The 21,054-nt window shown below is 45.6% G+C and carries 19 protein-coding genes; 7 read left to right on the forward strand and 12 right to left on the reverse strand.

Annotation, left to right across the window (positions count from 1 at the left end):
* Nucleotides 1-68: 68 nt before the first annotated feature.
* Entirely contained in the window at nt 69-656 is a 588-nt protein-coding gene (locus AC23N5_RS12815; protein WP_487755897.1) for a diheme cytochrome c-553, read from the reverse strand.
* Nucleotides 657-678: 22 nt separating this feature from the next.
* Entirely contained in the window at nt 679-1,668 is a 990-nt protein-coding gene (locus AC23N5_RS12820; RefSeq protein WP_183970830.1) for a ScyD/ScyE family protein, read from the reverse strand.
* A gap of 272 nt (nt 1,669-1,940) precedes the next feature.
* Here AC23N5_RS12820 and AC23N5_RS12825 point away from each other — a divergent pair, with 272 nt between their 5' ends.
* From AC23N5_RS12825 to AC23N5_RS12845, 5 genes are all read left to right on the forward strand, one after another.
* Nucleotides 1,941-2,999, forward strand: coding sequence for a M28 family peptidase (locus AC23N5_RS12825; protein WP_487755898.1), 1,059 nt, complete (start codon nt 1,941-1,943; stop codon nt 2,997-2,999).
* A 111-nt stretch (nt 3,000-3,110) separates the two neighbouring features.
* The gene (locus tag AC23N5_RS12830) at nt 3,111-3,524 is read left to right on the forward strand and encodes an element excision factor XisH family protein (RefSeq protein WP_487755899.1); all 414 of its coding nucleotides are present in this window, start codon (nt 3,111-3,113) and stop codon (nt 3,522-3,524) included.
* A 29-nt stretch (nt 3,525-3,553) separates the two neighbouring features.
* Nucleotides 3,554-3,853, forward strand: coding sequence for an element excision factor XisI family protein (locus AC23N5_RS12835; RefSeq protein WP_487755900.1), 300 nt, complete (start codon nt 3,554-3,556; stop codon nt 3,851-3,853).
* A gap of 127 nt (nt 3,854-3,980) precedes the next feature.
* Nucleotides 3,981-7,685 carry a DNA polymerase III subunit alpha gene (dnaE, locus tag AC23N5_RS12840; RefSeq protein WP_183970834.1) on the forward strand — a complete coding sequence of 1,235 codons (3,705 nt, stop codon included), beginning with the start codon at nt 3,981-3,983 and terminating at the stop codon, nt 7,683-7,685.
* Nucleotides 7,686-7,733: 48 nt separating this feature from the next.
* Entirely contained in the window at nt 7,734-9,227 is a 1,494-nt protein-coding gene (locus AC23N5_RS12845; protein WP_487755901.1) for a TlpA family protein disulfide reductase, read from the forward strand.
* A 51-nt stretch (nt 9,228-9,278) separates the two neighbouring features.
* Here the strand turns inward: AC23N5_RS12845 and AC23N5_RS12850 are convergent, their stop codons facing one another.
* The 8 genes from AC23N5_RS12850 to thrC all read right to left on the reverse strand — a co-directional run bounded on the left by AC23N5_RS12850 (nt 9,279) and on the right by thrC (nt 16,113).
* Nucleotides 9,279-10,022, reverse strand: coding sequence for a M23 family metallopeptidase (locus tag AC23N5_RS12850; RefSeq protein ID WP_183970836.1), 744 nt, complete (start codon nt 10,020-10,022; stop codon nt 9,279-9,281).
* 18 nt (nt 10,023-10,040) lie between these two features.
* On the reverse strand, nt 10,041-10,937 hold the full coding sequence (locus AC23N5_RS12855) for an SMP-30/gluconolactonase/LRE family protein (protein WP_183970837.1): 897 nt from the start codon (nt 10,935-10,937) through the stop codon (nt 10,041-10,043).
* A 126-nt stretch (nt 10,938-11,063) separates the two neighbouring features.
* Nucleotides 11,064-12,182, reverse strand: coding sequence for a TlpA disulfide reductase family protein (locus tag AC23N5_RS12860; RefSeq protein WP_183970838.1), 1,119 nt, complete (start codon nt 12,180-12,182; stop codon nt 11,064-11,066).
* 145 nt (nt 12,183-12,327) lie between these two features.
* Nucleotides 12,328-13,344, reverse strand: coding sequence for a toast rack family protein (locus AC23N5_RS12865; protein ID WP_487755902.1), 1,017 nt, complete (start codon nt 13,342-13,344; stop codon nt 12,328-12,330).
* Nucleotides 13,345-13,356: 12 nt separating this feature from the next.
* A complete protein-coding gene (locus AC23N5_RS12870) occupies nt 13,357-13,527 on the reverse strand; it encodes a LiaI-LiaF-like domain-containing protein (RefSeq protein ID WP_164490258.1) in 171 nt (56 codons plus the stop codon).
* Nucleotides 13,528-13,584: 57 nt separating this feature from the next.
* Complete coding sequence (locus AC23N5_RS12875) at nt 13,585-14,178, reverse strand: PspC domain-containing protein (RefSeq protein ID WP_487755903.1); 594 nt, start codon at nt 14,176-14,178, stop codon at nt 13,585-13,587.
* A 162-nt stretch (nt 14,179-14,340) separates the two neighbouring features.
* On the reverse strand, nt 14,341-14,808 hold the full coding sequence (locus AC23N5_RS12880) for a GNAT family N-acetyltransferase (RefSeq protein ID WP_487755904.1): 468 nt from the start codon (nt 14,806-14,808) through the stop codon (nt 14,341-14,343).
* Nucleotides 14,809-14,811: 3 nt separating this feature from the next.
* Nucleotides 14,812-16,113 carry a threonine synthase gene (thrC, locus tag AC23N5_RS12885; RefSeq protein WP_487755905.1) on the reverse strand — a complete coding sequence of 434 codons (1,302 nt, stop codon included), beginning with the start codon at nt 16,111-16,113 and terminating at the stop codon, nt 14,812-14,814.
* A 267-nt stretch (nt 16,114-16,380) separates the two neighbouring features.
* Between thrC and rhaT the strand changes: the two genes are divergently transcribed.
* Nucleotides 16,381-17,433, forward strand: coding sequence for an L-rhamnose/proton symporter RhaT (rhaT, locus tag AC23N5_RS12890; protein ID WP_487755906.1), 1,053 nt, complete (start codon nt 16,381-16,383; stop codon nt 17,431-17,433).
* A 69-nt stretch (nt 17,434-17,502) separates the two neighbouring features.
* On the opposite strand, the gene AC23N5_RS12895 is transcribed toward rhaT, so the two are convergent.
* Together AC23N5_RS12895 and AC23N5_RS12900 are read right to left on the reverse strand one after the other, a co-directional pair.
* Nucleotides 17,503-18,987, reverse strand: coding sequence for a M56 family metallopeptidase (locus tag AC23N5_RS12895; protein ID WP_487755907.1), 1,485 nt, complete (start codon nt 18,985-18,987; stop codon nt 17,503-17,505).
* The gene (locus tag AC23N5_RS12900; RefSeq protein ID WP_183970845.1) at nt 18,984-19,355 is read right to left on the reverse strand and encodes a BlaI/MecI/CopY family transcriptional regulator; all 372 of its coding nucleotides are present in this window, start codon (nt 19,353-19,355) and stop codon (nt 18,984-18,986) included. Before AC23N5_RS12900 ends, AC23N5_RS12895 begins: the two co-directional genes overlap by 4 nt.
* Nucleotides 19,356-19,760: 405 nt before the next feature.
* Here AC23N5_RS12900 and AC23N5_RS12905 point away from each other — a divergent pair, with 405 nt between their 5' ends.
* Nucleotides 19,761-20,966 carry a DUF6600 domain-containing protein gene (locus AC23N5_RS12905; protein ID WP_487755908.1) on the forward strand — a complete coding sequence of 402 codons (1,206 nt, stop codon included), beginning with the start codon at nt 19,761-19,763 and terminating at the stop codon, nt 20,964-20,966.
* Nucleotides 20,967-21,054: the final 88 nt, after the last annotated feature.

The following is a 21,054-nucleotide window of genomic DNA, read 5'->3' on the forward strand; positions in this document are numbered from 1 at the left end:
AAGGCTATCGCCTAGCCCTCCCAAAAAGGAGGGCTCAAAGCGAGAGAATTACGTCAAGGATGGGTTAGTTACTGCAACTTATCAGGTGCAATAGGCATCGGCACGATGTTGTTGACGGGTGGCGTGCTCTTCAAGTAGGCAAATACTGCTTGCAGGTCTTCTTCGGCCATGTTCACGTAGTTGGGCCAAGGCATCGGAGGCAACAAGGGGCGTGCGGTCGCAATCCCTTTTGATTTGCCTTGCGTGAGGGCAATCTTGAACTGCTCAAACGACCAAGAGCCAATTCCTGTGGTATCGGAGGTCAAATTGGCTGCAAAGCTCATTCCCCAAGGGCCAACGGCCGACGTACCGTCGCCGCCAAGTAGCATCCAACCATTTTTCAACGCGTCAGGGGTTACTTTTGCGATGGGACGGTCAGACGGGTAGCCCGACAAGTGGCGACCTGGTACTTCTTCTGGCCCTTTCGGACCCAGCTGCTTGGGCGAATGGCAGTCTTGGCAGCCCATGATGCCAACCAAGTACTCACCACGCTTGATAAGCGCCGAGTCCGATAGTTCCAGTTCAGCCTTGGCCGTGTCCTTCGACTCTTGCGAAGGTTGACAAGCTGCAATAAAGAAAACGAGTAGGGCAAATGCGTAAATAGGATAGTTTTTCATTGTTGTAGGGAAAAAAGGTTAATTAGTATGTTAGTTTTTGGATTGTTCCAAGGGCGTAGCTCAAAAGGTAAAATTCGCGGTTTCCGCTGCGTTCGATGTCGGTTGGCATCATGATGCTTGGTAGTAATACTTTGCCTTCTTCGTTGACCACTTTACCCGAAAGCGGCTGAAAGCCCGTTGCGCCAAACTCCGCCATCTGAATCGCCAATGGCTTGTTGTTTTTAGAAAGCGTCAAATGCGACAAAGTCGTAAAACCTGTTTTGTACTCACTTACGGTACCGTCGGTCGTTATTTGGTACATTTTAGCATTACCTGGGGCAAACGGAAATCCGCTGAGCGTTGTCACTAAGAAACGCGTGCCATCAAATACAATTCCCGTCGGAACGGCTTCTATTTTGGTTCCTGCATCGGGGATTTTGGCAAACAAGCTCAATTTCCCCGTGGCCTTGTCGCGTTTAAAGATGGCATTGGCACCCGCGTCGGCGATGTATAGATTGCCATCGGGGCCAACGACCAAATCAAACACGTTGGAATTGATAGGGTCGGTAAGTTTGAGGGTACGGATGTAGGTGCCTAAATCCTCCTTTTGGGCAGTAGAAATATTAAGAGGAGCATCGCCTGCTTTGAAAGAAGCAACGTCAATGGTATAAAGCATTCCACTGACACCGTGAAGCACGTACAATTTTCCATCGTGGAAAAGAGGGTGGCTCATGCCTTCAATCGCCCCGTTGGCAATGACCGAAGGGAAGCCCGTCATGGCCGTCGTTTTTGTTCCTTGTGGAGTAATCATGACGATGCTTCCGTCGTTTTTACCCGTACCAGCTTCGGTGACCCAAAGCTGCCCTTTGGTGTCGAGGGTAAGCCCGATGGGAGCGCGTAATTGATCTGCAAAGTTGGCCGCCGTCAATTGTTCTGGCTCAGGCACGACTTCTTCTTTTTCATTACAAGCCACAAGCCAACCAACCAATACGACAGTCGAAAGAGATAACCAAAATGTGCGGGAAGTTTTCATAAAAGAATGAGTTATGAGTGAATAAATAAGCTGTACAAATATCGTATCGAACGGACTGTGGGTGTTAGCTCAAAATGGACATTCTTTGTCTCATTTTTGACATTTGAAAAATTTTGATGTAAAAAATTCCAATTTTTATTAACTCATTTTTGACTTTCTTTTGCTCATTTTTGACAAAACGCTGTTTTTTGCCCATTTAAAGCGGGATTGTGTTAATTTTGAGTTGGGAAAGAGGAGAATAAAACTGGTGCCGCTAAACTGATATTTTTTCAATGCCAATCATCATTTTACAACTCTTGTTTTTCTCCGTCTTTTGTGCCTTTACCAGCTTTGCTCAACAGGCCATTTCTTCACTACACGTCTCGGAAAGCCTGCTCAAACAACATGTTTTTGTACTAGCTTCCGATAGTTTACAAGGACGCCAAACAGGAACGGCGGGTCAGCTCAAAGCCGCCAAGTATTGCGCCCAGCAACTCAAAGAAAATCACCTCCAGCCTTTCTTTCCTATTGATAGTACTCAGTCGTCTTTTTGGCAACGGTACTATTTTATCAACGAGCGATTCATGCCTGTTTTACCAAATAATGCTACTCTAATAGGCACCTCCCAACGCATGAGACTAGTACCGCCTCCTTCGGCCAACGACAGTCTCCGTCGGTACGTGGCGCATAATATCGGAGGATTACTTATAGGTACCACTCGGCCCCAAGAGGTAGTGGTTGTCTCTGCCCATTTTGACCATTTGGGGCAAGCTAATCAGCAAATTTTTCACGGTGCCGACGATAATGCCTCGGGTACGGCGGCGGTTTTGGCAATGGCGGCAACTTTTGACAGTCTTGCCCAAGCGGGGATTCGTGCCCAACGTAGTATTTTGTTTGTGCTATTTTCGGGGGAAGAAGGTGGGCTGATTGGGTCAACCTATTTTATTCAAAACGCTCCAGCGGGTCTTGACAAATTTGTGGCTAATTTGAACATCGACATGATTGGCCGTACCGATAAATGGCACCGTCGAAAGCCGAACTATTGTTATTTAATCACGGGAGGGAAGAAAAATTCCCTTCGAGAAGTAGTTATGAGTGCCAACGCAGCTTCGGTGGGTTTGGAAATAGAGACGGTTTTTGATACCCAAAATGACGTAAAACAGTACTTTTATCGCTCCGACCACTACAATTTTGCCAAAAATAACATCCCCATTGCTTTCTTTTTTGACGGCGAGCATCCCGATTACCACCAACCTTCCGATACTGCGGAAAAGATAGACTACGCCTTGCTGCAAAAACGGACAACGCTGATTTTTCAAGTGGCGTGGCAAGTGGCCAATCCCTCACGCTAATGCACCCCACCGCAATTTTAGCGGCTATCCTCTTCTGCTTTCTAGCAGAAAACCGTAACTTTGGATAGGACTTGTATCATATGGGGTTATCACAGAAGAAACCTACACTTTATGGCTAAAGACAAATACCACCAACTTGTAAAAAAAGCACTGATAGCAGAAGGTTGGAGCATCACGCATGACCCACTTTTCGTGCCTACTTTGAAAAGAACTATTCAAGTTGATTTAGGAGCAGAGAGATTAATTGGAGCAGAAAAAGGAAATCAACAAATTGCAATAGAAATAAAGAGCTTTATTGGTTTATCCGAAATTCATGAATTTTACAAAGCGCTTGGACAATTCAATTATTATCAATTAGCTATTGAAGAAACTCAACCACAACGGATATTGTTTCTCGCCGTCCCCTTAGATATTTATGATACTCTTTTTGAAGAGCCCCTAACTCTCAAGGTAATAGAGCGTTATCATCTGAAGATTATTGTTTATAATGTGAAAGAAGAAAAAATAGAAAAATGGATAAGCTAATTTTTTATAAATCAGTTGTTCAGAATATTATGAACACCATAGTAAGTGATTTCCAATCGGCGACTCAGCCCTTCCAAATGCAAATGATTAAGGATGATTCGCATGGACAATACTTACTTTTTCAAAATGACTGGCATAATGAACGCCGACTCTATGGGCCAATTTTACACATGGAAGTAGCTTCTTCGGGTAAGGTTTGGATTCATTATGATGGTACTGACCTAGTGGTTGTTGAGCAACTGCTCGAAGCAGGTATTCCAAAAGAAGATATTGTCCTAGGCTTTCGTTCACCTGTTGTTCGGCCTGATACGGGGTTTGCGGTGGCGTGAAAAAATGTCATTGGAGAAAATTGGCATTTTTGGGTCAATCAGAAGCTAAAACCCTCCCAAGCTCCAAAAACGTGCGTTGGCAACGCACTAAAATCCAATCTAAGATACAGACTTTAACGTAGTTGATATGCAATTCTCCCACCTTCACTGCCACACCCAATATTCCTTACTCGACGGGGCGGCAGATATAAAAAAGCTGTTTAAAAAGGCCAAAGCCGACGACATGCCCGCCATCGCCATTACTGACCACGGCAACATGTTTGGCGTATTTGAGTTTGTCGCCGAAGGACACAAACAAGGCATTAAACCCATCGTAGGCTGTGAGTTTTATTTGGTAGAAGACCGCCACAAAAAACAGTTTACCAAAGAACAAAAGGACGTTCGCCGCCACCAGTTGCTGTTGGCCAAAAACGCCGAAGGCTACCGCAACTTGGCTAAACTATGCTCGCTGGGTTTCATCGAAGGGATGTACGGCAAATACCCACGCATCGATAAAGAACTGCTCGTCAAATACCACAAAGGGCTCATCGCCACGACTTGTTGCATCGGAGCAAGTGTACCACAGGCTATCATCAAAAAAGGAGAAGAGGCTGGTCGTCAAGAGTTTAAGTGGTGGCTCGATTTGTTTGGCGATGACTATTACGTCGAAATCCAACGCCACGGTATTCGTGACCAAATTATTGCCAACGATGCACTGCTCAAATACGCCAAAGAGTTCAACGTCAAGGTGATATGTTCCAATGATAGTCATTACGTAGAGCAAGACGACGCCAACGCCCACGATATTTTGTTGTGTGTCAATACGGGTGACAAACAATCTACGCCTACCAACAAGGACTTTGATGACGAAAATCCAATGCCTAAGGGTACGCGCTTTGCGTTTTTCAACGATGAGTTTTATTTCAAAACCAAAGACGAAATGCTCAAAACGTTCAGTGACTTGCCCGAATCGCTGGACAATACGCAAGAAATCGTTGATAAAGTAGAGTTGTTAAAGCTCAATCGAGATATTTTATTGCCCAACTTCCCCATTCCTGAAGAGTTTAAGAAACACAGTATTTCGCAAATGATTGAGTTCAACGGTAAAATGAAAGAACTCACCGCCGATGTACTTAATCAGTGGGAATACCTCAAGCATTGGACGTTTGAAGGGGCTCGAAAAAAATACAAGGAAATTACGCCAGAAGTGGAGGAACGACTCAACTTTGAACTGAATACCATCAAAAACATGGGTTTTCCTGGCTACTTTCTCATCGTTGCCGACTTTATCCAAGCGGGGCGCGACATGGGTGTACTCATTGGGCCAGGGCGGGGATCGGCAGCGGGAAGTGCCGTAGCGTATGCCATCGGAATCACCAACATTGATCCTATTAAGTACGATCTCCTTTTTGAGCGTTTTTTGAACCCCGACCGTATCTCCATGCCCGATATTGATACGGACTTCGACGACGAAGGCCGCCAACGGGTGATTGATTACGTGGTGCAGAAATACGGTAAAAATCAGGTAGCTCAAATCATTACCTACGGTACAATGGCCGCCAAATCGTCGATTAAGGACGTGGCGCGGGTGATGGATTTGCCATTGCAAGAGGCCAATGCCGTGGTGAAACTCGTGCCTGATAAGCCGACGTACAACATGAACTTGGACAAGGTGTTTAAAGTACCTCTCGAAAAAATGGCGGATGTTGTGACACCCGACGAGGTCGAAAACTTAAAACGCCTCCGTGAAATGCTGAAAGGCAATGACCTCACGGCCAAAGTTCTCAAAGAAGCTCAAAAATTAGAGGGAACCGTTCGGAACGTGGGTATTCACGCGGCAGGGATTATCATTGCCCCATCCGACCTGACGGATTTGATTCCTGTGAGTACCTCTAAAGAATCGAGTTTGTTGATTACGCAGTACGAAGGGAAAATTATTGAAGATGCGGGGGTTATCAAGATGGACTTTTTGGGGCTGCGAAACTTGACTATCATCAAGGAAGCCCTTCGGATGATTGAGGCCAACCACGGGGTAAAAATTGACATTGATTACATTCCGCTCGATGACATCAAGGTGTTTGAGCTTTTCCAACGTGGTGAGACCAACGCCGTCTTTCAATTTGAATCCGACGGGATGAAAAAGTACATGCGCGAACTCAAACCTGACCGTTTTGAAGACCTTATCGCCATGAACGCCCTGTATCGTCCAGGCCCGATTGCGTACATTCCTAACTTCATCAACCGTAAACACGGCCGTGAAAAAGTAGAATACGACCTCCCCGAAATGGAGGAGTATTTGGCTGAAACACAGGGTATTGCAACGTATCAAGAGCAGATTATGTTGCTTTCCCAGAAGTTAGCAGGTTTTAGTAAGGGTGATGCCGACGTACTGCGGAAGGCCATGGGGAAAAAGCAGATTGAGGTACTAAACAAGATGAAGAGTAAATTTATTGAGGGAGGAAAGAAAAACAACCTTGATGAGAAAAAACTCGATAAGGTCTGGACGGACTGGGAAGCTTTTGCCTCGTATGCCTTTAACAAATCGCACTCTACTTGCTATGCTTTTGTGGCCTACCAAACGGCGTATCTCAAAGCCCATTATCCCGCCGAATACATGGCGGCCGTCTTGACAAGTTCGCTAGGAAACATTGAAAAAATCACGTTCTTCCTCGAAGAATGTAAAGCCCTCGGAATTCCTGTGTTGGGCCCCGACGTCAACGAATCGGAACGGCGTTTTGGGGTAAACAAACGCGGCGAAATTCGTTTTGGATTGGGAGGGATTAAAGGAACAGGTGACGCCGCCGTAGAAAGCATCATCGAAGAAAGAACCAATAATGGCCCTTTCAAAGACCTTTTTGACTTTATGACTCGGGTTAACTTACGAACTGTCAACAAGAAAACCATCGAATCATTGGCCTATGCGGGGGCGTTTGACTTGTTTGAGGAATACCACCGTGCTCAGTATTTTACAGCCGCTGATGGTGAACAACAAAACTTAATCGAAAAATTAATCAAATACGCCAACGCCGTTCAAGCCGATAAATCCAACGCGCAGGCGTCGTTATTTGGTGGTTTTGGCGGTAGTGGCGCCGATATTGCCAAACCCAAAGCGCCTATTGTAGAGCAGTGGAGTGACATAGAGCGGTTACGTTTTGAAAAAGACGTAGTTGGTTTCTACATTTCGGGTCACCCGCTTGATATGTATCGCTTGGAGTTGACCAACTTCTGTACTTGTACCCTCGATAAAGTGATGCTCACTTCTGAAGTTACTGAAACCAGTGATACCGAAGAAGGAGATATACCTGCCGTTGCCAACGTAGAGATCGGCGGTCGCCCGCTCTTGTTTGGCAAAGACATTACGGTGGCGGGTATTGTGAGTAGTAGCCAAGTCAGAACCACCAAAACAGGAAACCCGTTTTGTATCTTCAAGCTCGAAGATTACGCGGGTTCGATGGAAATGGCGCTTTTTGGCGAAGATTTTGTGAAGTTTTCGGCTTACGTCCAAATGGGGCACTTTTTGTTTGTCAAAGGGAAAATTCAAAACCGCTGGAAACAAGAAGATCAATACGAGTTTAAAATCACGTCGATGCAGCTTTTGAATGAAGTTCGTGAAAAACTCACCAAAGAAATCAAGCTACAACTTGATTTGGACATGCTGGATGGGGTACTCGTTACCAAACTCAACGAAGCCGTTCAAGCCTACCCTGGCCACTGTGCGCTCACGGTGTCGGTCGTGGATCATCAAAGTCGGACGGAGGTGAAACTTCAATCACGAACGCACCGAGTTGCACCTACCAACGAGTTCTTTAAACTGATAGAATCCATGGGAGGGGTGAATTTTTCGGTCAATTAAATCGACAATTAGTTCCGCCGTTTTTCGTTTATTAGAAAATAACGCATTATGAAATATCCTCTCTACGGCCTTTTTGCACTTTTGTTTGCACAAGTCCTGAAGGCACAAAATGCCCAAATTACCCTCAAAATGGCTCCTGAGGCCACCAATTTTTCGGTGTCGCTGGTGACGGAAAAAGTAAAATTCCAGCCTTCGCCAGCCATTGGTTTGGCCGACGTTGAGTTTCTAAATATTGGTTATTTTGAAATTACCAATCAAAAAGTCGCCAATGCGGAAGTGGCGCTGACCGAACCTCAGTTGGTACGGCTTCAAATTGTTCCTACTTCTGCGGGGGCTTCGGCCTACCAGCCTGTTAGTCAAAGCTTTAATCGGGTGTTGTTTGTCAGTCCCAACGATAAGCTGACGGTGACGATTCATCCCAATAAATCGTTGACTTTTGAGGGAACCAATGCCTACTACCAAGAGTTTTTGCGGGATTATTTCAAAGAAAACTTATACGAATACTTGCCCGTATTTGGCTACAAACCTACCAAAAACGACAACAGCATCATCTTGCCAAAGGTGGATAGCCTGCAACAAGCTCGTTTGCAGCGTTTTCAGACATTGAAAAGCCAACAACCCATCAGCGAAGCGTTTGATGCGTACATCACGGCAACTATCAACACCGAAGCGTATTTAACCCGTCAGTTGGTATTGGATAAAAAAATCCGTGAAAGTCAGGGAGTTCAACTCAAAGGTACGCAGCGCCAAGAGGTAGAAAATTTTACGCTTCAAAACTTTAAAATCTTGCCCGATGCCGCCCTTATGAGTGAGCCGTACCGCCGCGAATTGGTCAATCATATCCTGATTCCAATTACCAAAAGGTACCCAACAGATTCGGCACAACGCTACATTTTGTCGGGAGAAGCCTTACAACTAGCTTACCAAGAAAGCGACGAACAGCTACGAGCCTATCCCAAACAACGCGCTTACTTGCTCACGCATTGGGTTGACTATGCGGTGGCGTTTAGAAGCGACATGACTGCGGCTCATAGTTTATTGGAAAAATTTGAACGTGCGTACCCATCTTCCGAGCTCATTCCGTATTTCAAACAAAGCATTACGGCCAAAGAAGGCATGTACGTAGGAAAGGGCGCCCCCAACTTTTTACTCAAAGACCGCGATGGCAAAGAAGTAACCCTCCAAAGTCTGCAAGGAAAGCCTATTTGTATTGCGTTTTGCTTTAATCTCAAACAACACGAGCTTATTTTTAAGCCGCTCGAAGAAGCGTATAAGGGTCGTTTAACGTTTGTTTATCTCAACGTTACACCCAATACGTCTTTTGAGCTTTGGCAATCGTTGACCGAGAACCGTCCGAGTGTTGTCCATCTTTGGGCTTCCGACGAAGACGCACAAAAATTAAAAGAAACCTACGCAACCACCATGGGGTATCCATTCGTATTGATAGATGCGCAAGGAAAGATTGTAGAACGCTGGATTCCGCAAGAATTTCCTGATAACAAAACGCTTCAAAAAGAGTTAAGTGGATTGGTAAAGAAGTGATTGGTTTCGTGAAGAGAATCGCCGCTATGGGTAACCATGCGGCGATTTTTTTTATCGTATTATTTCAGCGCTCGCTAACCAATCGTAGGTGTTTATAGGATGAGGAAGCGCTTCGGGAGTCAGTTGAAGATACATCATGTGGAGGTGGGTACCTGAGCGTGCCTTGGCGGCGTTGAGCCCCGTACGACCTACTTCCGCTATTTTTTGTCCAAGTGTTATTTCGTCGCCTGCTTCGACCATTACTTTGCTATGGTGGGCATAATAAAACAACCCGTCGAGGCAAGGGTCATAAATCCACACAAAATTGCCGCCTCGGTACAAGCTTTCAGGTGACCAATTCGTTTCGGTTGCTACTACAATGCCAGGGCGCATCGCCAACACATCCACGGGTTTATCTGTCTGGTCATCAACGCTATCCTGGTTGCGGTCATACACAAAAATATCGTGAGCAGGGTGGCTTCCTTGCACTTTATGGTCAAATAAATTAAAGCCTTTTGGGCGAAAACCCGAGCCATGTCCTCCTATGTTGTTGGCATCGTAATCGCGCAAAGGAAACACAAATCGAACCGAATCCGTGCAGTTTTGCTGACGATACGGCTGAGTTACTTGGCGCAATTCTCGCAAAATGGCCTGAAAGCGCAATTGAGCGGAATCAGGCGTCAGGGTTTGTTCACGAATCTGCGTATTCAAATCTTGAAAAGCCATTCCCAACGTTATCATTTGTTCGCGCGGGGCATCCGAACGAGCTGCCAGTAAGCCTAAAATCAGAATGATAAGAGCGTTAAACTTCTGCATCTAAACGTATTAATGGGGTTATTTCTTTCCTAAAAAAGCTTGCATCATTGTCCACTCTCTACCAGGAGCATCGGCGGTAAAGGTTTCCATACAGCCTCTGTCTTGTAAAGTGATGTAGCAAGTTCGCCCTTTTTTGCCTCCAAAACAAATATTAGACACACTTTTGCCTTTGGTTTTGATGGTCTTAACGATTTTTCCATCGGGTGCTACAACAGCTACTTCTCCCTTGCCATGACGTGTGATATACAGGTTTCCGTTGGCGTCGCAGCGCATCCCGTCCATTCCTCCGTCGGCAAATTGTATCAACAACCGTTTGTTCGACAAGCTTCCATCCGCGCCAATATCGAAAGCCCAGACGTTACGTTGCACGCTTTCATTGACGTACAATGTCCGTTCGTCAGGACTCACATCAATGCCGTTGGTTGTTCCCATTGAGGGAGCTACAATTTTGGCTTTTCCTTCGGGCGACACGTGCCAGACTTGCCCCGTTCCAGCTTTCCAGTTGGGGTCCGAACAAAAAATGTGTCCTTTGCTCGTAATCGCCAAATCATTGGGTTGATTCATGCTTGGTTCGTGGCAGTGAACACTCACTTGCTTTGTTTCTAGATTGACTTTCAGTACATTATGGCCTGTAAAATCGGCAACATAAAAAGTGTTGGCATTGCCAAAACGTATCCCATTTCCTGTGCTTCCTTTGGGTAAGGTCAAAAAAATCGACGTTTTGTTGCGTTTGGGGATTTGGGCAATGGTGCCATCCATGGCATAGTTGACGGCATAGACATTGCCTTCGCCATCTACCGATGGCCCTTCGCAGTTGTTGGTAAACTCATGTTCACGGGTAAAGTCGGAGGTTTGGGCAAGGGCTCCGAGTCCAGATAACGCAGTAAGAATAGTTGAGAGGTAAAAATGGCGCATGGTTTCGCTGGTTTTAGAATACTGTAAAGATTAAGGTTTGACTCAAAATAAAAAAACTTTCCAAGTGACGAACACCTGAAAAGTTTTCATGGTTTATTTTTCTAGCAGTAAAAAGCGAGAAGAAGTCTAATTATTTACTTTCAACACTTCTTCCAATTTTTTCTCAAGTGCCTCGCCGCGAAGGTTTTTACCGATAATTTTTCCGTCTTTGTCCAACAAAAACGTTGCAGGAATACCGTTCACCCCGTATGTTTGAGCAGCAGCCGATTGCCAATACTTCAAATCAGATACGTGACTTGGCCACAACAAACCGTCTTTTTCAATGGCTTTAACCCACGCGGTTTTGTCTTTGTCGAGCGACACGCTAAAAATCTCGAAGCCTTTGTCTTTGAAGCGATTGTAGGCTTTCACCACATTAGGGTTTTCTTGGCGGCAAGGCCCGCACCACGACGCCCAAAAGTCAATCAAAACTACTTTTCCACGAAGGGATGAAAGGCTAAGGGGTTTGTCGCCTGTTGTGTTGAGGGTAATTTCAGGGGCACTGTCACCAATCTGAATTCCGCGCATACGTTTGGCATTACCGACAAAAATTTGCCCTTGCTTCATGTTAGGGCGCTCCTTCTCAAACTTCTGAGCCAGGTCGAAAATAGTACTCATTTCTACCTCTGGGTTGAGGAAATTGGTCGCAAACAACGCCGACAACGAAGTTCCCATTTCTGGAATCATAGCCTTTACTTTGGCCGTAAAGTCCTTACTTTCTGCTTCAAATGCCTGCTGAATTTCGGCTATTTTCTTGCTGTCTTTCTTTTGTTCAGCTTTGGCGTATTCATCTTGCCATTTGGCTGATTTTTCTGACATCACCTTGTAGAGTCCCAACAACTTTTGATAGTAATCGTTGTTGGCCGAACCTTTGATTTGCGCAGCGCCATTTTCCGTTCCATCCGCAGTAACTTCAATATTTTCACCGCCTTCAATGAGCACAATGAAGCGTTGTTTTTTAGCGATGTTCACCTGATAAACAGTTCCTTCGTCAAGCTCTTTACGCTTAAACGTAAAACGCTTATCGTTACCCACCGTCACTGAGTCTAGTACAACCAACGGCTGAGTTCCAGGGATTTCGAGATACACTTTTTCCTTGGGTTGCAATGTTTTAGCCGTGCCCGATATGGTAAAATCTTTAGGCGTGCTTTGTGCAAAGAGGGTTATGCTTGCCAATAATGCCGAGGCAGTCAGTAGTTGTTTCATTGTTGTGCGAATGTTTGCCAATAGTGAACGAAAAAAGGCCGCTTTTGTTGCGTGTGTTACAAAGGTACAAAAAACAAAAATGCTGCCAGTCATTCTGACCAGCAGCATTTTTGCGACTATTTATTTTTCAAGTTATTGGTTTTATCTAGTAGCGATTCACTTCCAAAGAAGAGATACCACCCTCGTACGAAATTTTGATTTTTTTCTTCGCCGAGTTATAGTTAGAAGTGCGATACAAACCGCTGCTGATTTTTTCAAAATTGTCGAGGTCTTTTGAGTTGAGCGCTCCGTCGATTTTAAATTCACAACCTACCGATTCGGGGATGTTAATTTCAATGGAGGCTACGCCAGCTTCAATGTCGATTTGGGCGTCGTTTTCTACGTTTTCGCCGAGTTTGAGGTCAACTTCGGCAGCACCTGCACCGAGTTTTACTTTTTTCACCCGATAGGCCGACAAGTCGAAATTCCCTTTTCCAGCGCCAAGCCCCAAATCGAAGGTCCAAGTAGGTTTATCGCTCAAACGCATCTCTACGCGGTTATCCATATTGTCAAAATCACGAATACGGATTTTCTTACGGCCCGTGCTGTCTTTGCTTTCCATTTCAAAGTCCACCACGCTTGTTTTGGTGCTTTCGTTTCGTTTTGCTGTCATGATATAGTTTCCAAACTCCGTTTCAGCATCCGCTTCTACCAGTTGAGAGGTAGTGCCTTCAATGGTAAATTCACCTGCGCCTGCGCCAAACTTCAAAGTTGCATCGGCAATATTTTCGGTAAATGGCTCAGAAAAGTGAGTTTTTCCGTCTTTTGAGTAGGTATCGGAGCGTTCTTCGTAGTCGTTGCGGTGGTTATGGTGGTCATCATCATCGTCATCAAAATCGTCGATGTTGAACTCAAAACCACGGTCGTCCCAGTCGTGAAACTTTTTATTGGCACCATTAATGATGGCCGATGGAATCGCTAAGGCAATCAAAATGGCGGTTACTACCCCAGACCAAGATTGTTTGAGTAACAAAACTCCTCCTGCCAATATCAATAAAACAGGCCAAAAGCGAAGCGTAAAGCCCCAGTCAATGTGAAACCAACCGAGGGTTTTGGCCAAAAGCACCAACCCAAAGGCCAGAAGTATAGAACCCCAAACGAGGGTATTAGAGGATTGTTTCATGGCGAAGTGGGGTTAGGAAAGATTTTTGATTTTATCTTTAAAGATGAGTAACGCTCCTCCGACAATCAACACAACAGGTAAAAAATAACGCTCGAAATCAAACCAATCAAACAACTCACGCATGAGTAAGAGGCCGCCGATTAATACGAGGAGAATTCCCCAGAAAGTGCTTCGATAATTCATGGCAATCAAAATTTAGAGGTGTAAAGAAGTAAACGTTTTTTAGTGAGTATTGCTGTATTAGGCTTTGGGCTCATCGGGGCTTTTGTCCTCTGTTGGTTCGTCCGAAGATGGCGCCGTTGGGGCGGTTGGTTCGGTAGAAGCAGGGGGCTGCCATGAAGAGATAGGAGCCGAGTCGGTCCACGAGGGGGTAGCACGGTCGCTATCCACCGAGGAAGTTGGCGTTCCGCTTTGGGAGTTGTTGTGTCTCAAAATCAAAAACAAACCAATGCCAATCAAAATCGCCGCTGGAATGTACTTCTGTAGGTGCATCCAGTAGAAAAGACGGTCGAAAAGCATAAAGCCACCAATCAAAAGTAAACCGTATCCTACGATTTCTATTCCACGGTTACTGGTTTTCTTAGGAGCCATATCGTCGGGATACTGCCAACTATTCTCCAACCCAGCGGCGGGAGTAGAAGGGCCGCCTACTGGCAACGCTACCCACAGAATGATGTATAATAATACGATGGGGAACCCTTTCGCAAAAATCATTAGGACGATAAGGATGACACGCATCAAGGCTTTGTCCATTCCGAAATAATCGGCAAGACCAGCAGCGACACCGCCTAAAACGGCTTCACTTTGTATTCGACGTAAGGGCTTATTGTTCATGGCTATGGTTGATTTATAAGTGATTGTTAAAAGTTGGTTTGTGTGCCGTGGGGCTTTATTGTTGATTCAAAGGTACTATGCAATGCAAGGTAATAAAATATTTTTTACGACCAACGGTTAAAGGACAAAATGAATGGAGAATTTTGGGGATGAGGTGGAAGTCTAGGAATGGAGATTTTTCTCAAAATAGACCACATCCGCCTCTGGATTGAAATTATAAGGAGAGATTGGCTGAAAGCCGTAGGAGGTATATAGTTTTACGGCGGCTTCCAAGCGTTGTAGGCTGTCTAAACGTATGGTATGGTAGCCCAACGATTGAGCGGTTTGGAGCGCAACGTCCATCAATTCTCGCCCCCAGCGCTTACCTCGGTAAGTAGGGCGGATATACATTCGTTTTAATTCACAAATGCCTTCTTCTAATTTTCGCAAGGCGGCACAGCCTACAAAATTGCCGTCTTCTTCCAATAACCATAACTCACCCACAGGTGGGCCATACATGGTCGGAAGGAGTTGAAGTTCGTTGTCGAACTTCTGAAACTGCAAATCAATGCCAAGGCTGGTGGCGTACTCTTTGAAGAGTTTGACCGCCTCAAGGTAGTGTTCAGAAGTTCGAGCAACGATGATATTCATAGTTTATCCCAACAAATAGGCTTTGAAATCAGCAAACTGTTTGGTCATTGGGGTAGCCACTTTTTCTTTACTGAGCAAATCAGACAAACGCGTCGGAATCTCGACGTCGCCAGTGCCCAACGCTTCTTCCACAACGTTTAAGAATTTGGCATAATGCGCCGTTGACAAAAATACCCCCGCTACTTCTTTTTGGGTTAGGTTCGTGTATTCTTTTAAACCTAAATAAGCCACGGCCGTATGCGGGCACATCAAATAGCCCGTGCGGTCATATACCTCGCGCATGGCGGCTTTGGTTTGGTCATCATTAAACCAAAATCCAGAAATGTCTTGTTTTACTTTGGCCCATTCATCCCCAAAAAAGCGAGTCATCCGCACAAAATTGCTTGGGTTGCCTACGTCCATAGCGTTAGAAATGGTTTCAACCGACGGCACAGGCGCATAGTTTCCATTTGACAAATAGTTGGGAACGACGTTGTTGCGGTTGGTAGTGGCAATAAAATGCGCCACGGGTAAACCCATCCGATACGCCAAAAGTCCAGCGCTCAAGTTGCCAAAGTTTCCGCTAGGTACCGAAAACACCACAGGCAAACCTAATTGTTTCACTTGGGCATACGCGCGGAAATAATAGAACGACTGCGGAATGAGGCGTGAAATATTGATGGAGTTGGCCGAAGCTAGGTTATACTTTTTATTGAGTTCGTCGTCCAAAAATGCTTGCTTTACCAGCGCCTGACAGTCATCAAATGTACCATCGACTTCTAGCGCGGTTACATTTCCGCCCAAGGTGGTCAATTGCTTTTCTTGAATATCGCTGACCTTTCCGCTAGGGTACAAAATCGTTACGTTGATGCCTGGTACATTATGAAACCCTTGGGCTACCGCGCCACCTGTATCTCCCGAAGTAGCCACTAAGATGCGTATTTCTTGCTGCGAACGTACCAAAAAGTAGGACATCAACGAAGCCATAAAGCGCGCCCCAAAATCCTTGAAGGCCATCGACGGCCCGTGGAATAGCTCTAAACAGTACGTTTTATCTTCAATAGGGACAACTGGCGCATCAAAATCAAAGGCCCGCTCCACAATGCGCAGAATGTCAGCTTCGGGAATGTCGTCGCTCAAAAGCGTTTTGGATACTTCAAACGCAATTTCGTTGAATGAACGTTGCTCGATATTCGCTAAAAAATCGGGTGAAATACTGGGAATATGTTCGGGCATATACAACCCATTATCGGCAGGAAGGCTACGAAAAACAGCTTCTTCTAAGGAGGCTTTGAGCTGTGTATTTTTGGTACTGTATAAAATCATTGGAAGGTGGTACGCGATGCGTGTTAATTTTTTACAAAATTGAGAATCCAAAATTACGCCGCTCATCCCCCTCATGCAAGAACTTCCTCATTTTTGCGTTTCGATGCACTTCAAAAAAGCTACAATAGATGGTGCGTAAAACGGAGAAAAAAAAATCTTTTTACATGACAGTCAAGGACAGTTGAGGGTATGCAGCTATCTAAGTTTGTACAATTTGTTGTATTAATACAATTTTCAACTCTTTACTAACTCAAAAACCGTTTTCTCATGGAGTCTATTTTAGGCGTTATTTTTCACTCAATAGGGGGATTTGCCTCGGGTAGTTTTTATATGCCCTACAAAAAAGTAAAAGGATGGTCTTGGGAAAGTTATTGGATTATCGGGGGGCTATTCTCGTGGCTCATTATGCCACCTTTGGCCGCTTGGTTAACCATTCCAGGTTTTGCCGAAATCATCAAAGCGACCTCCTCTGATGTTATTAAACTGACCATTTTCTTTGGACTTTTATGGGGAATCGGCGGACTTACGTATGGGTTGGGAGTTCGTTATTTGGGCATGTCGCTTGGCAACTCCGTGACTTTAGGGTTTTGTTCGGCGTTTGGGTCATTGCTTCCCGCTATTTTCTACGCAGTTTATCCAACCGAAGGAAAAGTGTCTATCATTGATATGATTAATTCGCGCAGCGGACAAGTGGTGTTGCTCGGAATTGCGGTGTGCTTGCTTGGCATTTTTATTTGTGGAAAAGCAGGAATGATGAAAGAAAACGAACTTTCTACCGAAGAAAAACAAAAGAGTGTGGCTGAGTTCAACGTGGGAAAAGGATTGGTTGTGGCCATTATTTCGGGAACGTTGAGCGCCTGCTTTAATTTCGGTATCGAAGCTGGAAAACCCATGGCTGACGCCGCCGTAGTAGCGGGGATGAATCCGCTTTATCAAAACAACGTGATTTATGTGGTATTACTTTGGGGAGGACTAACGACCAATTTTATTTGGTGTATGATTCTTAACAGTCGCAACAAATCGTTTGGCGATTACCTCAATCCCGCTACGCCCCTCGTCAAAAACTATGTATTCTCAGCACTGGCGGGAACTACCTGGTTTTTGCAATTTTTCTTCTACGGAATGGGCGAAAGCAAACTGGGCAATGGGGCTAGTTCGTGGATTCTCCACATGGCAACCATCATCCTAACGGCTAACTTATGGGGTTTATACTTTAAAGAGTGGAAAGCTGTTTCTCCTCGTACCTTCCGCACGATTGTGCTAGGGATTCTCACCATGCTCGTTTCGGTGGTTATTGTGGGGATTGGCAATAGCTTATAATGCTCGTTTTATACAAAAAGTGGCTGTCTCTTTGATTGGAGACAGCCACTTTTTGTTTTAGCAAAATCCTCATTTGCCTTTCTCCGCATTTTCTTTCTTCCACTTGGCCATGTTAAAACCCAAGTAATAACGCTTATCTGCCAAGGTTTCTGCTCGGTTTTTTTCGTAGTATGCCGTTGTTTCCAAGTCCAACTGAAACTTGTATTTGTAACCAATCGTCGCTTGGGCGTTTTTGTAAAGTCGGCTAATAAACACTTGTGAAAAATCCGATGCCTTGTACTTGTTCAACACCGAATTAGGTACTTTTTTGCCATCAATCCAGAGGCCGTAAATTTTCGGATTTTTGTAGGCTTCAAACTCCTTTTCGGTAGGCGTAATTCTTGGCAATGGCCCCAAAGGAGGGTTCATGGCATACTGTTGCTGTAACTGCTGCGCCTCACTCATCGACTTAAAAAGTACTTCCAAACGGGCGCGGTCTTGTTCGTTGGGGCGATCCAATCGACTCCATTCTTTGCCGTTATGCACACCTTTTGTAAGGTATTTATTAACCAGTGTCTGGTATTCAGCAATCATTTCGGCAGAGGCTCCGTCGGGGTTGGAGGCGGCTTTGGCGCTAGAAGCAGGTTGAATAGTTGGAGGAGCAGGGGTTTGCGCCCAACTAAGGTCGGCAAAAGCAATGCCTACGCCCAAGATGGTGACAAAAGCAGCCGCTTTAAGGCCAAAGGCGCGGAGGGGAGTTGTGTTTTTTTGCATCATGGCGAAACGGGTTTTGGTGATTTTATAATTAAATGAACTCGACAAGGTAAGGTGCGTGTGGTGACAAAGGCGGTGGAGTAGCAAGTATTGGTAAACGGGCGGATTAGGATGGCCGCGAAGTACCCATTCGTCGGCCAAAAACTCGTGATTGAGGGCAATCGCGTGGCGGTAATACCACACGGCGGGGTTGAACCAGCCAATAATTTTGAAAAACTCGCTCCAAAGAATATCAAAAGTGTGTTTCTGACGAATGTGCGCTTCTTCGTGCTGCCAAATTTCGGGTTCGATGCTTCCTTGGTGGTATTCGGTTTCGTTGACAAAAACGTAATTCCAAAAACTGTAGGGAGTAATGGCTTGGGGAAGAAGAACTATCCTTAATTGACCCTGCCGAACGACGGGATGCTGCCCAATGCTCTTTCGCATAAGCCAAAGATTTTGAACAAAACGTACGAGCAATAAGCTGGCTACGAGCAGATACAGCCCCCCAATGAGTTGCTCCAAAGAAGGGAAAATAGTGGTTGTTTTTTCAACCGTCTGCTGTACAAAAGGAGGGGCTGTTGCGGCTTTTGGTGCAAGGTTGGTCGAAATAATGGCTGTTTCATGGCTGAGGTAGGTAGGCACGGGCGCGACCGTAGAAGGAAGTTGAATAGGGACAAAGGGCACAAGGGCAGCAAAAGCCAGCCCAAACACCAAGAAAAAGCGACTAAAGACATAGACCTTTTCTTTACGCAGCAAAAAATGATAAACCATCAGCAACACGGCCGACACAACGGTGAATTTGAGCACGTAGAGTATCATTGTTGTTTGTTTTTGATTTGTTGTTCAATCACGCTTTTTAAGTCTTCAAGTTCGGTTTCGGAGAGGTCGGTAGCCGTGGTAAAAAAGGAGGCAAATTGAGAAGCAGAGTTGCCAAAAAATTGCTGAATCAATCCCTTGACGTGTTTTCCGAAATAATCCTCTTTGGTTACAAGGGCATGGTATTGGCGCGAATTTCCAAAGGTTTCGTAGCCCACAAAGCCTTTGTCTTGCATTCGTTTGAGCAAAGTGGCAATGGTAGTGGCGGCGGGTTTTGGGTCGGGATGGGCCTCAATGAGGTCTTTCATGAAAATGGGGCCTTGCCGCCAGAGGTATTCCATGAGTTGTTCTTCGGCTTTAGAAAGCTGCATATTCTACGGATGTGTATTTTGTTCTACAAATGTAGAATTAAAAAGGTGCCCATCCAACTAATTTTTCAAATTTAATTGGATAGGCGAAAGAAATCCGTGCGGTTAACCGTTAACCGTTAACTGTTAGTCGTTATCCGTTCAAAGTCAACGAATTGTATAAAAGAAAATGCCCCACAACTTTTGCTCTGTTACTTAAAAAGTAGCCTCGGAGAGGCGCAATGTTTGTAGTAGCTCGGAGAGGTGCAACATTTGTAGTCCTTCAAAATAGCCTCGGAGAGGCGCAACGTTTGTAGCAACGGATACATTTTCCTTAATGATTGTTAACGGGGTTGGTAATTGAAATGAAATGCAGTACCTTTTCGTTATCATTACAAAAGCAACAGCTTCCTTTAACAATTGAAAACAATGATGACTTTCAATAACTTCCGCGCGCTATTTTTGGCTTTGGGTATTGCTGTGACACTCTTCGCAGCCCAAAAAAGCTGGGCCCAAAACTACGACTACGAGCCTTCGTACGATGAGTTTTACGACGAGCTTTCTCCTTATGGCGACTGGATGGACTATCCGTCGTACGGACGGGTGTGGCGCCCCCGCGTAGAGCCTGATTTTCAGCCCTACGGTACCAATGGACGCTGGGAAATGACCGAATACGGCAACACGTGGGTGTCGGATTACCCGTGGGGCTGGGCACCGTTTCACTACGGACGCTGGACGTTTGATAACTACTATGGCTGGGTGTGGATTCCTGGGTATGAATGGGGGCCTGCTTGGGTAACTTGGCGCTCGGGTGGTGGTTACTACGGTTGGGCACCGTTGGGGCCAGGTATGGGGCTGGACATCAATATTAACATCAACATCCCGTATAACTACTGGGTGTTTGTTCCCGATATGTACATTCGTAGCCCGCGTGTATATAGCTACTGTGTACCACGAAACCGCATCTCTGGTTTGTGGGGTGGAACATCCTATCTCAACAATTATTACCGCTACAACAACCGCTCGTACGTGTTTGGCCCGCATCGCCATGATTTAGAGCGCGTAACTCGCAACCGTGTGTATGTCTATCGGGCCGATGACTTGTACCGCAATTACCGCCGCAACGATTATAACCGTAACGACCGTTATTCACAAAATAACCGCTCGTACCCGCAGCGGCAGTACGACAACCGCATGGGACAAAATAACCCACGTTACAATGACCGTAACATGCCCCAGTCGAGAGGTGAAAGTGAAGGACGTTGGGAGAATCGTTCGCAAAATAACCCCCGTTACGACGACCGAAATTCACAAGGTCAGCGTAACGATGGCCGTAGAGACGAGGGACGTTATCAGCAACCTCAACCCCGTTACGAACAGCCGCAACAACGTCAGGAACAACCCCAGCAACGCTACGAACAACCGCGCGGTGGTGCCGAGCGTACTTGGCAGGGCGGGGGAGAAAGAGACAGTAGTCCGCAACGCCGTAGCGAAGCGCAAAGTCCTAGCCGTTCGACAGAACGGAGCGAAACGCCCCGCAATGACCGTGGAGGATGGCAAGGTCGCGGCTCAACCCAGTCGTCGCCTTCGGGAGAACAACAGGGTGAACGAGGAGGGAGAAGAATAAGAGATTGAGCAAAAAAGGCATTCACAACTTGATATGAGTCATTCGACGGGCTGAAATAGACATTCAGCCCGTTTTTGTTGCCTTATTATGAGCTAA

The organism is Runella sp. R5_40 (genome assembly GCF_057652295.1).

Bases quoted from the DNA above. Each gene is read 5' to 3' on its own strand.
- AC23N5_RS12815 (WP_487755897.1), bottom strand. From the start codon at position 656: ATGAAAAACTATCCTATTTACGCATTTGCCCTACTCGTTTTCTTTATT.
- AC23N5_RS12820 (WP_183970830.1), bottom strand. From the start codon at position 1,668: ATGAAAACTTCCCGCACATTTTGGTTATCTCTTTCGACTGTCGTATTG.
- AC23N5_RS12825 (WP_487755898.1), top strand. From the start codon at position 1,941: ATGCCAATCATCATTTTACAACTCTTGTTTTTCTCCGTCTTTTGTGCC.
- AC23N5_RS12830 (WP_487755899.1), top strand. From the start codon at position 3,111: ATGGCTAAAGACAAATACCACCAACTTGTAAAAAAAGCACTGATAGCA.
- AC23N5_RS12835 (WP_487755900.1), top strand. From the start codon at position 3,554: ATGAACACCATAGTAAGTGATTTCCAATCGGCGACTCAGCCCTTCCAA.
- dnaE (WP_183970834.1), top strand. From the start codon at position 3,981: ATGCAATTCTCCCACCTTCACTGCCACACCCAATATTCCTTACTCGAC.
- AC23N5_RS12845 (WP_487755901.1), top strand. From the start codon at position 7,734: ATGAAATATCCTCTCTACGGCCTTTTTGCACTTTTGTTTGCACAAGTC.
- AC23N5_RS12850 (WP_183970836.1), bottom strand. From the start codon at position 10,022: ATGCAGAAGTTTAACGCTCTTATCATTCTGATTTTAGGCTTACTGGCA.
- AC23N5_RS12855 (WP_183970837.1), bottom strand. From the start codon at position 10,937: ATGCGCCATTTTTACCTCTCAACTATTCTTACTGCGTTATCTGGACTC.
- AC23N5_RS12860 (WP_183970838.1), bottom strand. From the start codon at position 12,182: ATGAAACAACTACTGACTGCCTCGGCATTATTGGCAAGCATAACCCTC.
- AC23N5_RS12865 (WP_487755902.1), bottom strand. From the start codon at position 13,344: ATGAAACAATCCTCTAATACCCTCGTTTGGGGTTCTATACTTCTGGCC.
- AC23N5_RS12870 (WP_164490258.1), bottom strand. From the start codon at position 13,527: ATGAATTATCGAAGCACTTTCTGGGGAATTCTCCTCGTATTAATCGGC.
- AC23N5_RS12875 (WP_487755903.1), bottom strand. From the start codon at position 14,178: ATGAACAATAAGCCCTTACGTCGAATACAAAGTGAAGCCGTTTTAGGC.
- AC23N5_RS12880 (WP_487755904.1), bottom strand. From the start codon at position 14,808: ATGAATATCATCGTTGCTCGAACTTCTGAACACTACCTTGAGGCGGTC.
- thrC (WP_487755905.1), bottom strand. From the start codon at position 16,113: ATGATTTTATACAGTACCAAAAATACACAGCTCAAAGCCTCCTTAGAA.
- rhaT (WP_487755906.1), top strand. From the start codon at position 16,381: ATGGAGTCTATTTTAGGCGTTATTTTTCACTCAATAGGGGGATTTGCC.
- AC23N5_RS12895 (WP_487755907.1), bottom strand. From the start codon at position 18,987: ATGATACTCTACGTGCTCAAATTCACCGTTGTGTCGGCCGTGTTGCTG.
- AC23N5_RS12900 (WP_183970845.1), bottom strand. From the start codon at position 19,355: ATGCAGCTTTCTAAAGCCGAAGAACAACTCATGGAATACCTCTGGCGG.
- AC23N5_RS12905 (WP_487755908.1), top strand. From the start codon at position 19,761: ATGATGACTTTCAATAACTTCCGCGCGCTATTTTTGGCTTTGGGTATT.